14 protein-coding genes and 1 pseudogene are annotated in these 13,347 nt (G+C 72.6%); 1 reads left to right on the top strand and 14 read right to left on the bottom strand.

Annotated elements, in window-relative coordinates:
• A pseudogene (locus ACZ45T_RS26895) lies at positions 1–132 on the top strand (IS630 family transposase); the annotation flags it as partial.
• Positions 133–142: 10 nt separating this feature from the next.
• On the opposite strand, the gene ACZ45T_RS26890 reads toward ACZ45T_RS26895, so the two are convergent.
• The 14 genes from ACZ45T_RS26890 to ACZ45T_RS26825 form a co-directional block, all read right to left on the bottom strand.
• Positions 143–934: a maleylpyruvate isomerase family mycothiol-dependent enzyme gene (locus ACZ45T_RS26890; protein ID WP_468445572.1), complete on the bottom strand. Its 792-nt coding sequence runs from the start codon at positions 932–934 to the stop codon at positions 143–145.
• Positions 935–1,060: 126 nt separating this feature from the next.
• Entirely contained in the window at positions 1,061–1,432 is a 372-nt protein-coding gene (locus ACZ45T_RS26885; protein ID WP_468445570.1) for a hypothetical protein, read from the bottom strand.
• Positions 1,433–1,445: 13 nt separating this feature from the next.
• Complete coding sequence (locus ACZ45T_RS26880; RefSeq protein ID WP_468445568.1) at positions 1,446–2,516, bottom strand: polyprenyl synthetase family protein; 1,071 nt, start codon at positions 2,514–2,516, stop codon at positions 1,446–1,448.
• The gene (locus tag ACZ45T_RS26875) at positions 2,513–3,886 is read right to left on the bottom strand and encodes a cytochrome P450 (RefSeq protein ID WP_468445566.1); all 1,374 of its coding nucleotides are present in this window, start codon (positions 3,884–3,886) and stop codon (positions 2,513–2,515) included. The genes ACZ45T_RS26880 and ACZ45T_RS26875 overlap by 4 nt, the downstream gene beginning before the upstream one ends.
• Before the next feature lie 2 nt (positions 3,887–3,888).
• Positions 3,889–4,977, bottom strand: a complete 1,089-nt coding sequence (locus tag ACZ45T_RS26870; protein ID WP_468445564.1) for a terpene synthase family protein — start codon at positions 4,975–4,977, stop codon at positions 3,889–3,891.
• 45 nt (positions 4,978–5,022) lie between these two features.
• Positions 5,023–5,349, bottom strand: a complete 327-nt coding sequence (locus ACZ45T_RS26865; protein WP_468445562.1) for a branched-chain amino acid transporter permease — start codon at positions 5,347–5,349, stop codon at positions 5,023–5,025.
• A complete protein-coding gene (locus tag ACZ45T_RS26860; RefSeq protein ID WP_468445560.1) occupies positions 5,342–6,130 on the bottom strand; it encodes an AzlC family ABC transporter permease in 789 nt (262 codons plus the stop codon). Before ACZ45T_RS26860 ends, ACZ45T_RS26865 begins: the two co-directional genes overlap by 8 nt.
• Entirely contained in the window at positions 6,127–7,260 is a 1,134-nt protein-coding gene (locus tag ACZ45T_RS26855) for an aminotransferase class I/II-fold pyridoxal phosphate-dependent enzyme (RefSeq protein WP_468445558.1), read from the bottom strand. The genes ACZ45T_RS26860 and ACZ45T_RS26855 overlap by 4 nt, the downstream gene beginning before the upstream one ends.
• Positions 7,260–7,898 carry a 2OG-Fe dioxygenase family protein gene (locus ACZ45T_RS26850; protein ID WP_468445556.1) on the bottom strand — a complete coding sequence of 213 codons (639 nt, stop codon included), beginning with the start codon at positions 7,896–7,898 and terminating at the stop codon, positions 7,260–7,262. The genes ACZ45T_RS26855 and ACZ45T_RS26850 overlap by 1 nt, the downstream gene beginning before the upstream one ends.
• Before the next feature lie 86 nt (positions 7,899–7,984).
• Positions 7,985–9,502: a cation:proton antiporter domain-containing protein gene (locus tag ACZ45T_RS26845; protein ID WP_468445554.1), complete on the bottom strand. Its 1,518-nt coding sequence runs from the start codon at positions 9,500–9,502 to the stop codon at positions 7,985–7,987.
• Position 9,503: 1 nt separating this feature from the next.
• Positions 9,504–10,703: an acyl-CoA dehydrogenase family protein gene (locus ACZ45T_RS26840; RefSeq protein WP_468445552.1), complete on the bottom strand. Its 1,200-nt coding sequence runs from the start codon at positions 10,701–10,703 to the stop codon at positions 9,504–9,506.
• On the bottom strand, positions 10,700–12,301 hold the full coding sequence (locus tag ACZ45T_RS26835) for an amino acid adenylation domain-containing protein (protein WP_468445550.1): 1,602 nt from the start codon (positions 12,299–12,301) through the stop codon (positions 10,700–10,702). Before ACZ45T_RS26835 ends, ACZ45T_RS26840 begins: the two co-directional genes overlap by 4 nt.
• Positions 12,298–13,032, bottom strand: coding sequence for a thioesterase II family protein (locus ACZ45T_RS26830; RefSeq protein ID WP_468445548.1), 735 nt, complete (start codon positions 13,030–13,032; stop codon positions 12,298–12,300). Before ACZ45T_RS26830 ends, ACZ45T_RS26835 begins: the two co-directional genes overlap by 4 nt.
• Positions 13,033–13,073: 41 nt before the next feature.
• On the bottom strand, positions 13,074–13,340 hold the full coding sequence (locus ACZ45T_RS26825; protein ID WP_468445546.1) for a phosphopantetheine-binding protein: 267 nt from the start codon (positions 13,338–13,340) through the stop codon (positions 13,074–13,076).
• Positions 13,341–13,347: the final 7 nt, after the last annotated feature.

Below are 13,347 nucleotides of genomic sequence, written 5' to 3'. Positions count from 1 at the left end.
GAACGCGACATCAGGTCCTGGCTCGCCCATTGGAACGAGCAACCCCGGCCCTTCGTCTGGACGAAGACAGCCGACGAGATCCTCGACAAAGTCGCCGCCTACTGCCACCGAATCTCTGACTCAGGTCACTAGGGGTGTCCGCCTAGAAGGCCGAGTGGGCGAACCAGTGGTCGAGCAGCTCCGCGTCGCCGAGCAGGTGGAAGGCGTCGCTCCGGCGGTCCAGGCGGCCGTAGAGGAGCAGCAGGAGGTCCGCGGCCGTTCCCTGGACCGTGGCGTCCGCCGCGTGCGGCTCGGCGCGGTCGGACACCAGGGCGAAGCCGTCGGGGCGCAAGCCGATCAGCCAGTCGCCGCTTCCGCTTCCGCTACCGTCACCGTCGCCGTCGCCGTCCGTGCAGCTGAAGCGAATGGTCCGGTCAGGGGCGCGCAGTTGGGCGGTGAGCGGCGCGAAGGGGGATGCGAACGGCAGGTTGGTGAGGAACTCGTCGATCCCGTCGACCGCGAGTGCGCGGTCGACGTGCGGCGAGAGCCCGAGCGTGAGCTGGGCGTCGACCCGGTGGACGAGGGTCTCGAAGAGCATGCGCCGGACCCAGAACCGGGCGTGCTGGTCGACCCCCCAGGCCCACATCGGCGCGTCCGGGTCGGTGGCGGCGAACACCTCGGCGGCCTCCGCCGCGCCCGCGGCCAGCCAGTCCGGGAAGCCGCCGGGGTGCTCGGGCAGGCGCAGGTCCACCTCACGGCTGGCCGGCGGTTGCTGGATGCGTTGGCGCAGCAGCTCGCTGAACCAGCGGTGCACGCTGCCGACGTGCTGCGTGAGGTCGGCGAGGGTCCAGCCGGGGCAGGTCGGCACCGGGGTGGAGAGGTCGGCCGCCGAGACCGTGGCGGCGAATCCGGCGGCCTCGGCCGCGACGGCCGCTCCGTGCTGGGCGGGGGTCATGTCGTGCCCTTCCCCTGACGGCGCTGCCCCAGGTGGCGAGGATGCTTAAGGAAATAGATGATTTATGTCATCAAGTAATGGTGAAGGTAATTCGCGAGCGTCGAGGGTGTCAACTTCCGGTCCGGATCAGCAGTGATAGCCGTCCGGGCACTCCGCGGCGAACTGCATGAACATCAGGAAGAGGACGATCACCGTGAGGGATACCGCGCCCATGATCGCGAAGCGCCGGCGCGCCCGCTGACGTCGTGCGACGCGCGCGACCACGAGTCCGGCGGCGGGCGCGACCACCACACCGCCGAGGCTCACCCAGAGGAGCACCCTGGCGACCAGATCCCACCAGGCCGGCCGCGTCGCGCCGGCGGTGACCCCCGAAGCGACCACCGCGAGGGGAGAAGCAATCCACCACAGAGACAGCCCGGCGATCACCCGGTCGCGAGCAGTCGCGGCACGGCCACCAGGGGGGACGCTCCCGACCGGGACCTCTGTCCGTGTTGGCATGTTCGAATCATAGTCAGCTGTTCCGGTACGCCACCGCCTGCGCGGTGGCGCGGAGTTGGGCCCGCCACTGCGGGGGCAGGTCCGCCGCGGTGAGGGCGGCGTGGGCCCGGGCGAGGAGGTGGGCGATGTGTGCCTCGACGTCGGCGTGGACGGCGCTGCCGGAGAGGCGGTCGCGCAGCAGGGTGGTCTCGCCGCGTTCGACCAGGGCGCGGATCCCGGGGTCCGACTTCATGGCCAGGGACAGCAGCAGCGTCATCTTGCCGTGCCCGAAGTCCAGGCCCGCCGGCTTGCCGCTCGCGCGGCCGTCCCCGAAGGCGTCGATGAGGTCGTCGCGCAGCTGGAAGGCCTCCCCCAGTGCCTCACCGTACTGTTCGAAGGCCCCGGTGAGGTCGGTGCGTCCGGCCAGCAGGGCGCCGAGCACCAGCGGGCGGTGGATGGTGTACCGGCCGGACTTCACCACCGCTATGTACCGGGCCAGTTCGGGATCCGGGATCAGCTCGGCCGCCGCGGCGACATCCAGGGCCTGGCCCTCGATGAGTTCGGCCTTGAGCTCGAACCATTCCGCGGCCACCGCCGCGGGCAGCCCTGCCATCAGGTGGTCGGCGTAAGCCCAGGCGAGGTCCCCGGCGAGGACCGCCACCGATTCGCCGTAGCGGCGGGACTCGCCGAACCAGCCGTTCGAGCGGTGGATGTCCGCGTGCCGCGCGTGGACGGTCGGCTTCGAACGGCGGCGGTCCGCGTCGTCCATCACGTCGTCGTGGATGAGAGCCGCGGCGTGCAGCAGCTCCAGTGCCATGGCGGCCCGGACCGGCGCGCCGCCCGGCTCACCGCCCGCGGCGAGGTAGCCGCTGAGCAGGAACCGGGGCCGCAGTCGCTTGCCGCCGGCGCCGACGAGCTCCGCGACGGCCTGGGCCGGTCCGGCGCCCCTGAGGTGCCCGCCCGGCCTGCGGTGGCCCTGCTCCGAGAGGAAGGCGCGCAGGCCGTCCTCCACCTCCACCAACAGGGTGGACAGGGCGGCCGGGACGGTCGGAGCGGCCGCGGCGCCGACCGGCGGCGAAACGGGCTGCGCCGGAGCCGTCGTCATGGCGCCGTCCTCTCCGGACGGCGGGCCTCCAGGCGCATGCGGGACTCCTTCGGCCGCAGGGTGGAACGCGCCACGGCACGCGTCGGGGCGTCGGTGGCGGACCGCAGCCGCCACTGCCCGGCCAGGGCGGCGAAGGCGATCGTGATCTCGGCATAGGCGAGCGACTCGCCGATGCACTTGCGTACGCCCGCCCCGAACGGCAGGTACGCGTGGCGGGGGATGGACCCGGCGCGCTCGGGGAGCCACCGGTCCGGGTCGAACCGGTCGGGCTCGGGGAAGAGCTCCGGGTCGCGGTGGAGGGCGTACGGGCTGAAGAACACGTCCGCGCCCTCGGGGATGCGGTACCCGCCCAGGTTCACGTCGGCGGTGGCGCGGCGGGTGAGGATCCAGCCGGTCGGGTACATCCGCAGGAGTTCCTGGATGACCCGGCCCATGTACTCCAGCCGGGGCAGGTCGGCGTAGGTCACCGGGCGTCCCTCCAGTACCTCGTCCAGCTCGGCGTGGACCCGGCGCTCGACGTCCGGTCGGGTGGAGAGTACCTGGAAGGCCCAGAGCAGCAGCGTGGCCGAGGTCTCCGTCCCGGCGACCATCATCGAGCGGATCTCGTCGTGGATCTGCTGGGTGGTCATCCCCTCGCCGGTGTGTTCGTCGCGGGCCAGCATGAGCATCGAGAGGAGGTCGTCCTGGTCCAGGTCGCCGGCCCGGTAGTCCGCGATGATGCCGTCCACCACCTCGTACAGGCGCCGCAGGTCGGCCGCCTCCCGCCGGTTGACGGGGAGCGGGAGCCGGTGGATGAAGTCGACCGGCAGGAAGGCCCGCCGTCCGACGCCCGCGACCAGTGCGGGCAGGGTGCGCCGGATCTCGGCGGCCGCCTCGGGAGTGAGGCTGGAGAAGAGCGTCCGGGCGAGGATGTCCATGGTCATGCCGTTGAGTTCGCGGCCCACGTCGAGCACCTGGCCGTCCCGCCAGGACGCGGATACGGCCTCGACCGAGTCGATCGCCGCGCGGGCGTAGATGGCCATCCGGCCGTGGTGGAAGGCGGGCTGCGACAACCGGCGCTGGCGCAGGTGCAGTTCGCCGTTGGACGCCGCCAGACCGTTCCCGAGCAGCTTCGTGGCCTGGTCGAAGAGGGTGCCGCCCTTTTCGAACTTGCTCTGGTGGGTGATCAGGATGTCCTTCAGCAGTTCCCCGGTACTGACCATGTAGGCGGGCCGGGTGCCGATCCGGAAGACGACGACCGGTCCCTGGTCGCGCAGTTCCTCCACGAACTCCAGTGGCCGCCGGGCCAGTCTCAGCGCGTGGCCGAGGAGCGGGACGCCGCCCGGCACCCTGCGGGCGGGGACGGGGCTGGGGGCAAGGGTGTCGGCCATGGTCATCGTGCCTCTCCGGTCCGGTCCGACAGCAGGGCGCCGAGCGGGGCGGCGGCGCTGTGGGCGAGGTATTCGGGCCGACGGCCGGTACGGGCCTGGTCGGCGTAGCGCTTGGTGGCGAGGGACCAGTCGTAGGTCACCCGCAGCTGGCGGGTCATGGCCCTGAGGTGGCGTTCGGTGCTCAGGCGCTCGTACGGGTCGCAGGACAGGCGGTCGCAGAGGGCGGGTATCCCCGCGGCGAGGCGCTGGAACCGCTCCGCGAGCCCACCGACCCTGCGGCGTATCTCCTCGATCACCTGCGCCCGGCTGCGCCCGCTCGCGGCCTCGAGGACGAGGACGAGGTTGTACGTGTCCCCGCGCGCCTCCTCGTGTTCGACGGAGTGGACGTCGTTGCAGTGCGCGAGGATGTCGATTTCCAGCTCCGCCAGCCGGCGCACCGTCGGGTCGGCGAGCACCCGCTCCGGGACCTCGTAGCGGCCGGTGCGTTCGGTGGCGTCGAGGTACACGTACATCGCCATGGTCTCCCGGCGCAGGGCCAGGTAGCCGTCCAGGGCGGGGACGGTGCGGGAGCGGCGGGCGTCGGCCTCGGCGAGGAAGGAGCGCAGGAAGCGGGCCCAGTTGCGGGCGGCGCGCTCGCGCCACTGCTCGGTCATGGGCGCCTGCAGTCGCTTCCACAGGTCGGCTGTGGCACCGGCCAGGCCCTCGGCGCCGGCGGGGACGGGCAGCGAGGCCGCGGCCGGGTGCGCTCCCGCCTCTCCGTAGGGCGCCGTCGTCGCGAGGAGCGCCCGGACGACGTCTGCGGCGAAGGCGGGGTCGTCGCCGGCCGGGCCGTCGAAGAAGTCGTCGCAGACCGCGGTCCAGGTGATGACGTCGGTCATCACGTCCAGGTCGGGCCCGCCCGCCTTGGGGCAGAATCCTGTAGCCACATCGGCCAGCCGCATGGCCAGGAAATAGCCGATGGCGGCGTCCGTGGGCTGGAGCAGGCCGTGCCCGACGGCCCAGTCCACGCCCCTGCGCTGAGCCTGCTCGACCGCGTCGGGTGTCGATCGCAGCGCGGTGAAGGGGAGGGGGAAGTCCACGTCTGTGGGCATGTCCTTCGGTGCTTCCTTTCGCTTGTGTGGGGTGCCCGCCGGGTCCTAGGCCATCAGGTGGGTCAGCGCCATGTAGGTGCCGGTGCCGAGCACGATCGCGAGGAGGGGGCTGCCGCGCCACTGGTAGAGCCCGGCGCAGACGACGATGGCCACGAGGGCCGGCAGGCCGTACGGGGCGTGGCCGAAGTCGACGCCGCGCACGGTGTAGACGACGAGGATGACCATGATCCCGGGCGGCAGCGCGGTACTGAGGTAGCCGAGCAGCGGCGCCTGCGCGGCGTTCCTGAGCAGGACGAACGGGGCCGCGCGCAGGGCGTAGGTCACTGCGGACATCACGAGGACGGCGCCGAGGATGTACGTGGTCTCAGGCACGGGAGCGCCTCCTCAGCGAGAAGTCGAGGGCCAGCATCGCCAGGAAGACGACGACGGCGACGGTGAGGAACTGGTCGCCTCCCAGCAGCCAGGCGACGGCGGCGGCCAGCAGGCCGTAGGCCACGGGACGGCCGTTCGCCCGCTTGCGCGCGTGGTCCCAGGCGAGGACGACGAACAGTGCGGTGAGCGCGAACTCGACGCCTTCGACCTTGTCGGGCAGAGCCGTGGAGGCGAGCGCCCCGGCCAGGCTGCCGAGCACCCAGTAGCCGTGGCTGAGGAGCTGGATCAGGGTGATCCGGCGGCCGTTGGAGCCCGCCTCGGGCGAGCTGGTGAGCAGCGAGTACGTCTCGTCGGTGAGCGCGAAGACGCCGTACGCCCGCTGCGCCCGGCCGGTCAGCAGGTGCAGCGGGAACGACAGCCCGTAGAAGACGTGCCGGAAGTTGACCAGGAGGGTGGTCAACGCGACGGCCGCGAGGCCGAGGCCCGACGTGATCATGCTGACGGCGAGGAACTCGAGCGATCCGGCGAACACCACCAGCGCGGTGGTGGGCGCCCAGTACCAGGGCAGGCCGTGGCTCACCAGGAGCAGCCCGAAGGCGGCTCCGAGCGGGAGGTAGCCCATCGCCACCGGCACGGTGTACCGGGCGGCGGCCGCCAGGTCGGCGCGCAGCGCGGTGCCCCGGGGCGCCGGGCCTCCCCGCGACGGGGCCGCAGGGGCCGCGTCGCGGGGGGCCGTCGTCGTCTCGCCCACGGGTCGCGAGCGGGAGGCGTGCTCGTTCACCCGAGGTCTCCGAGCTCGGCCGACAGCCGGCCCAGGCCCTCCTTGAGCACCTCGTGCGGGCGGGCGAAGCTGATCCGCAGGCCTTGCCGGGCGCCGAAGACCTCTGCGGGCATGACCAGCATCCGCCGGCGCTCCAGCAGTCGTTCGGCGAACTCGGCCGAGGTGACCGGGGAGCCGAGGTGGAACCAGGCGAAGGGGGTGCCGTGCGGCTCGACCAGCTCCACCACGTCCCGGTGCGCATCGGCGAACTCCCGCAGCTGGGCCAGGCCCGGCTCCACGAGCCCGTGGTAGCGGGACAGGTGCCGCTCCCGGTCGGCGAGCACCAGGGTGGCCGCCCGTTCCCACGCGAGGGAGTTGGACACCGTGGTGTAGCGCTTGTAGTTGACCATCCGCTCGATGAGCTCGGAGGGGGCCACGGCCCAGCCGATGCGCAGGGCGGGCAGCCCGTAGACCTTGGAGAGGCCGGAGACGGAGACGGACCGCTCGTAGCGGTGGACGATCGAGTCGGAGAAGTCGAGGAGGTACTCCTCGTCGTTGACCACCCAGAGGCCGTGGTCCCGAGCCACCCGGAGCACGCCCTCCCACTCCTGCTCTCCCAGCGAGCGGCCGGAGGGGTTGCCGGGGCTGTTGAGGATGAGGATCCGCGTCTCGGGGCGGATCGCGCGGGCCAGCGCCTCCGTGTCGAAAGCCGTGCCGGGACGCCAGTCGAGGACGCTGACCTCGCAGCCGATGTGCGCGGGCACCTCCCAGGCCTGCTGCCAGCCGGGGGCCGTCGCCACCACGTGGTCACCCGGCGAGAGCAGCGACCGGTACAGGAGGTACAGGGCTTCCTGGGCACCGTGCGCGATCATCACGTCCCGGCCGGCCCGGTCGGCTTGGCCGGACAGGCCGGGAGCGCCGTACAGGGCGGCGACCTGCGCTCGCAGTTCGGGGGTCCCGCGGTCGAGGCTGTAGTCCAGCTCCCACGCGCCGTCCAGGGGGAGGTCGCGTACGTGCTGGAACTGCACGCCGCTCTCGGCCAGGTCCAGGTCGTAGCGGCCCTGGGCGTGGTCGAAGAGCCATTCCTGGATGGTGTAGGTGGCGATCCGGCCGGTCGGGGCGGAGGCGGAAACGGGGGTGGTGCCGGGCATCAGTGCTCTCCCGCGAGGCTGAAGGTGATGACGACGACGTCGCGGTGGGCGGGCTGCCCGGGGATCTTCGGGGTGATCGGGCTGACGTAGTGCACGACCTCCCGGTCGGCGAGGAACAGCACCTCGCCCGGGACCATGGTGCGTTCGACGACGACTTCCCCCCTGTCCTTGTCCCGGACGAGGGAGATGCCGCCGCTGACGTTCTCGGTGGCGACGCAGGTCACCGCGATCAGGTCGTAGCCGTCCTGGTGGAAGCCCTCCGGGGCGGGCAGGCCGGTGTGCTCGTCGTCGGCGGTGATGCGGATCTGGTGGCACCCGATACGGAACTCCTCGTCCGCGACCAGCGCGCGGGCGGCCGGGGAGTTCACCAACGCCTCGGCGAAGGCACGGGCGGCGTCGGGCAGGGGCGCGAACCGCCGCTCCACACCGCCGGCGTAGCCGTTGATCCCCTCGCTCTGGAAGAAGGAGGCGGAGTCGTCGCCCCACAGGAAGGTCTCGCCCTTGACCCTGGCCTCACCGAAGGCACGGAAGCGGAAGCAGCGGTCGTGCCGCAGGTAGGTGTCGGCCGGCAGGGTCGCGTAACTGGCCAGCAGGCCGTCCGAGACCTGTCCTAGGGCGGAGGCGAAGACGTATCTCACTACTACTCCTGGAACGGTGATGTGCGATGCCGGGATGCCGGCACGTCGGGCAAGAAAGAAGGGGGCGGCGGACCGCCGGTCGCGGCTCAGCCGCGGAGCGCTGGTTCCCCGGGCGGCGGTTCGGCGAGGGCCTGTTCGTGGCCCTCACGGCGGCCGGGTCCGGTCGCTTTGAGCAGGCGCAGCAGGGGGCTGGTCATCACGGTGGTGCCGAGCGCGACGAGGGTGAGGATGGCGAGCATCCGGGCATCGATGATCCCCGCGTCGTAGCCGATCTGGATGACGATGAGTTCCGTCAGGCCACGGGCGTTGAGCAGGACTCCGAGGACGAGCGCCGGCCGCCGTCGCATTCCGGTGAGCCGGGCGCACAGCCCGGGCCCGGCGATCTTCCCGACGGTGGCCAGGGCGAGCAGCCCGAGGAAGACCAGGACCGTCGCGCCGTCCCAGTGCAGTGCGCTCAGGTCGGCCGTCAGCCCGAAGCCGAAGAAGAAGAACGGCAGCAGGACGGTCTTGGCCGTGCCCGTCAGCCGCTCCGCGACGGCCGCCCCGCGGGCCGGCCAGGCCAGGCCGACCAGCAGGGCGCCGATCAGCTGGTGCACACCGATGGCGGCCGTGAGCGTCGCCGCTGCCGTGACGCCGCAGACGAGGAGCACCCCGGTCGCGGCGCCTCCGCGGTCGCGTGCGGCCCAGTGGGAGAGCAGCCGTTTGACGGGGCCGAGGAACACCGCGGCCATGGCGACGGCGACCAGGCCGTTGACCAGCAGCACGGTGGGGTCGGAGCCGTGGGCCACGGCCAGGATCGCCGCGAGGACCAGCCAGCCGGCGCCGTCGCCGACGGCCGCCGCGAAGAGGCTGAGCCGTCCCGGTTCGGTACGGGAGATCCCGAGGTCGGCGAGGATCCGGGCGAGGACGGGGAAGGCGGTGATGCTCAGGGCGCAGCCGATGAACAGGACGAAGGCCACGCCGCCGCCGTTCGGCCCCGCGTACCGCTCGGCGAGCGGTACGGCGACGACCGCGCCGAGCGCGAAGGGCACCAGCACCGAGGCCTGGCTGACCAGCAGGGCCCGCGTCGCGGCGCCGCGCAGACGCATCCCGGCGAGCTCTTGGCCCACCCCGAACATGAAGAGGATGAGCCCCAGTTGGGCCAGCCCCTCCATGGGGCCGCGGCTGCCGGCCGGGAACAGCCAGGCCATGGTTCCGGGCGCCAGATGGCCGAGCAGTGACGGCCCCAGGGCGAGGCCGGCGAGGATCTCGCCGATCACGCGGGGCTGGCCGAGCCGGCGGGCGAGCGCTCCGCCGAGGTGGGCGGCGGCCAGGACCACGACGACCGCGAGGAAGAAGTGGCCGGTGGCGCCGAGTTTCGGCCCGCTGCCGTTGCCCGCGGCCGCGTCGGAACCGGGCAGGCCCGCGACGGCGGCGACGATGGCGGCGGCCGGTAGGACGGCGGTCACCGCGAGGGCGACGGCCACGCCCCGGCGGGACTTCGGCCCCGGGGCGCCGGTCCCGAACGACGGCTCCGACGTCGGCGCGCAGGACGCGGGGGACGGGGCGGACGCAGGGGACGGGGCGGCCTCGGGAGCCGCGGGCGCGGTGCTTTCCCGGGCCATCTCAGCTCGCCTCGAAGATCATGTCGCGCATCAGCTCGCTGGCTCCTGCCGCGATCGTGCCGGCCGTCGCGTCGCGCTGCAGCCTCGCCACGGCGGACCCTTCCAGGTACCCCTGCGCCCCGTGGTACTGCGCGCACACCTGAGCCGCGGACAGGGCCAGTTCAGTGGAGCGCAGCTTCAGCACCGACGCCGTACGGGTGTCGAGACGGCCCTTCGAATGCAGCCAGGCCGCGTGGTGGGCGTACCGGCGTACCATGTCGAACTCCCCGTACAGCTCGCCGAGTCGGTGCCGTACGGACTGGTGCGAGGCCAGGGGTACGCCCTTGACGCGGCGGGCGCGGACATGGCCGTCGAGCACACTCAGGGTGTGCCGTACGCCGCCGACCGCCAGCAGTCCCGCCACCAGCCGCTCGAAGTCCAGGGCGCGCATCAGCTGCATCAGGGCGCGGTCGCGCCGGCCGAGCAGGGCGTCGGCCGGGACCTCGACCCCCTCGAAGGTGATCTCGGCGATGTCGGCGGCGCGCCAGCCCACCATCGGCTGCGGGCGCCGGGTGATCCCCGGGCTGACCGCGTCGACGAGCAGCATGCTCGCTCCCGTCAGCCCCCGCTGCGCCCCGGAGTCCGGGGTGGGCCGGCGCGTGCGGGCCAGTACGACGAGCAGGCCGGCGCCGGTGCCGTTGGCGACGTAGCTCTTGTGCCCGTCGAGCACGAAGCCCGCGGTGGCATCCGAGCCGCGGGGCGCCGCGCAGGTCCGCAAGTCCCGCAGGTCCGATCCCGCCTCGGGCTCGCTGATGGCCAGGGCGGTGACGCGCTCGCCGCGGTGGGCTGCGGGCACGTGCGCCGCCTGCTGCTCGGGGGTGCCGAACAACAGGACGTAGGAGAGCGCCATGTACGCGTGAACGCCGATGGAGGCCCTGATGCCGGCGTAGCCGGTCGCGCCGAGCTCCTCCAGCAGCACTGCACTGCGCAGGAAGTCCTCGCCCGTGTGGCCGACGTCCAGGAGTCCGGCCGCGCCGAGCTCCTTCCAGGCGTCGGCCGCGATGGCGCCCCGTTCCTCCCAGGCCTCGGCCCGGGGCAGCACGCTCATCGCGAGCCGCTCCCGTACCCGGGCGCGGAACGCGTCGTGGTCGGGGCCGAAGAAGGGGAATTCCAGGGCCAGTTCCCGCTCGGCGAGCTGCCGGCCGGTGAGGGAGGTACTCATGACGACGCTCCTGCGGGGATCGACGGGGCGTCGTGAGTGGCGAGCAGGGCCCGCCGGTCCACCTTGCCCGTGCCGGTCAGGGGTAGTTCGCCGCGGAGCCGGATGACGGGCGGCACCATGTAGGCGGGCAGGATGCCGCGCAGATGCGCGCGGATCTCCTCGGGGTCGCGGTCCGCCGTATCGGGTACCGCGAAGGCGATGAGCTCCTGTCCGCCCTGCGCGTTCGGCCGGGTGGTGACGAAGCTCTGACGTACGGCGGGGTGCGCGTCCAAGTGGTAGGCGATCTCGCCCAGTTCGATGCGGAAGCCGTTGACCTTGACCTGGTCGTCGAGCCGGCCCTGGAAGACCAGGTGGCCCCGCTCCGAGAGGCGGGCGCGGTCGCCGGTGCGGTAGAGGCGTTCGCGGACTCCGTCGATGTCGGCCTCGACGAACTGGCGCGCGTTGGTCTCCGGCAGCCCCAGGTACCCCGGGGAGAGACCGGGGCCGGCGAGCAGGACCTCACCGGTCTCCCCCGGTTCGCACAGCCTGCCGTCGTGGACCACGTAGGCGCGGGTGTTCTGGATGGGCCGGCCGATGGGGAGGCTGGACTCGTCCGGGTGGAGCGTGCGCACCGGGTGGTAGGTGGCGAAGGTGGTGCACTCGGTGGGGCCGTAGACGCTGACGACGCGGTCGGCCCCGTAGGTGCGCAGGGCGGTGGCCATGTGGGTCAGGGAGTGCGCCTCGCCGCCGGTCAGGATCGTGGTGACGGTGCCGAGGGTGTCCGGGGCCTCGTCGACGATGGTGTTGAAGAGGGCGGTGGTGAGGAAGAGCACGCTCACCCGGTGTTCGGTCAGGACGCGGCGCAGCCGGCCGAGCCGGATGAAGGAGTCCGGGTACAGCACGCAGGTGCCGCCGCCCAGCAGGGCGCCCCAGATCTCGAAGGTCGCCGCGTCGAAGGAGGCGGGTGCGAGCTGGAGCAGGACGGCGTCCTCGTCCAGCCGCGCGTAGCGGGCGTCGTGGACGAGGCGGACGATGCCCCGGTTGCGTACGGGGACGCCCTTGGGGGTGCCCGTGGAGCCGGAGGTGAAATTGATGTAGGCGATGTCGTCGGGGGACCCCTGGTACGACGGCGACTCCTGCCGCTCCGTCAGGAGGTCCAGTTCCACCGGGACGACGGTCCGGCCGGGCAGCCGGGCGCTGACGGCACCGGTGTCGGCGGCGCGGGTCAGGACATGGGTGCCGCCGGTGCGCGCCAGCAGGGTGCTCAGCCGGTCGTCCGGCCAGGACGCGTCGGCGGGAAGGTAGGCGGCTCCGCACTTGGCCGCGGCCAGCAGGGCGATGATCAGCTCTGCCGAGCGGCCGATGAGGACGGTGACGGTGTCGCCGGGGCGGACACCCGCGTCCTCCATCCGCGCGGCGAGGTCGTTGGCGAGTCCGTCCAGCTCCCGGTAGGCAAGGCGGCCCCCGGGGTGGACGAGTGCGGTGGCGGTGGGGCGGCGGGCGGCCTGGGCCTCGAACAGCTCCTTGACCGCGCGTTCGGGATACGGGGTGGTGGTGCCCTGGTTGAGGGCCCGGTGGGCCGCCAGGGCGGCGGCCGTCGGGCGGTGCGGTGTGGTCATGAGGGTCCCCCCAGCCTCGCGTTGATCGTTTCCAGCAGTCGGTCCCGGTGCGTGTCCAGGAAGAAGTGCCCTCCGGGCATCTCCACCAGTTCGCAGTCGCGGCTGGTGTAGCGCTTCCAGTCGCGCATGCCGGCGTGTCCGTCGACGGGGTCGTCGCGTCCGTAGAGTGCGGTGATGGGCACGTCCACACCGGGTGCGCCGTGGCGGTCGTCCCACAGCTCCGCCAGCCGCATGTCGGCCCGCATGGTCGGCAGGAACAGGCGCATCATGGCCTTGTCGTCCAGGATCTCGGCGGGTGTGCCGCCCATGGCGCGGACCGCGTCGAGGTAGGCCTCCGGCGGCAGCTCGTGCAGATAGGGGCGGGCCTGCGGTGAGTTGGGGCTGCGGCTGCCGGACACGAACAGTCTCCGGGTGGCTCCCGGGTCGGTCCGAGCGGCCAAGTGGGCCATCTCGTAGGCGATCCGGCCTCCGAAGCTGTGTCCGTAGAAGGCGTGCGGGGCACTGAGGAGGCCGCCCGAGCGGAGTGCGGTGAAGGTGTCCGCGAGCAGGGTCTCCCAGTCCCCGTACATCGCCTCGCGCAGCCGGGGACCCCGGCCGGGCAGCCTGACAGCGACCAGTTCCACCCCGTCGTCCAGGCCGCCCGCCCAGCTCCTGAAGAGGTCGGGGCCGCCTCCCGCGTACGGGAAGCAGATCAGCCGGATGCGGCGGGTGCCCACCGCGGGCCGGAGCACCGGCGCCCACCTGTCGCTGTCGGGCCGCACGGCCGGCCCGCTCACTCCTGGGTGTTCTGGAGGATCGACGCGGCGATGTCCCGGACAGCGCTGCGGGCGAAGAGGTCGTCCGGGGACAGGACGTCCTCGCCGAAGGTCTCGTCCGCCTGGGAGATCAGGCGGATCGCGGTCAGCGAGTTGCCGCCGGCCTCGAAGAAGTCGTCATCGGCGTTCTCCACTGTGAGACCGAGGTCCCGGCAGGTGGTGACGACCCACTGCTCCAGCTCTTCCTGGGTCGCGGTCCGCGTGCTCTGGGCGTTGTTCGACACCGTGATC

This window comes from Streptomyces sp. NPDC030995 (assembly GCF_055571215.1).
The sequence above is the reverse complement of the archived record's forward strand: the minus strand, read 5'-3'. Positions and strand labels throughout refer to the sequence as shown.

Bases quoted from the DNA above. Each gene is read 5' to 3' on its own strand.
- ACZ45T_RS26890 (WP_468445572.1), bottom strand. From the start codon at position 934: ATGACCCCCGCCCAGCACGGAGCGGCCGTCGCGGCCGAGGCCGCCGGA.
- ACZ45T_RS26885 (WP_468445570.1), bottom strand. From the start codon at position 1,432: ATGCCAACACGGACAGAGGTCCCGGTCGGGAGCGTCCCCCCTGGTGGC.
- ACZ45T_RS26880 (WP_468445568.1), bottom strand. From the start codon at position 2,516: ATGACGACGGCTCCGGCGCAGCCCGTTTCGCCGCCGGTCGGCGCCGCG.
- ACZ45T_RS26875 (WP_468445566.1), bottom strand. From the start codon at position 3,886: ATGGCCGACACCCTTGCCCCCAGCCCCGTCCCCGCCCGCAGGGTGCCG.
- ACZ45T_RS26870 (WP_468445564.1), bottom strand. From the start codon at position 4,977: ATGCCCACAGACGTGGACTTCCCCCTCCCCTTCACCGCGCTGCGATCG.
- ACZ45T_RS26855 (WP_468445558.1), bottom strand. From the start codon at position 7,260: ATGCCCGGCACCACCCCCGTTTCCGCCTCCGCCCCGACCGGCCGGATC.
- ACZ45T_RS26845 (WP_468445554.1), bottom strand. From the start codon at position 9,502: ATGGCCCGGGAAAGCACCGCGCCCGCGGCTCCCGAGGCCGCCCCGTCC.
- ACZ45T_RS26840 (WP_468445552.1), bottom strand. From the start codon at position 10,703: ATGAGTACCTCCCTCACCGGCCGGCAGCTCGCCGAGCGGGAACTGGCC.
- ACZ45T_RS26835 (WP_468445550.1), bottom strand. From the start codon at position 12,301: ATGACCACACCGCACCGCCCGACGGCCGCCGCCCTGGCGGCCCACCGG.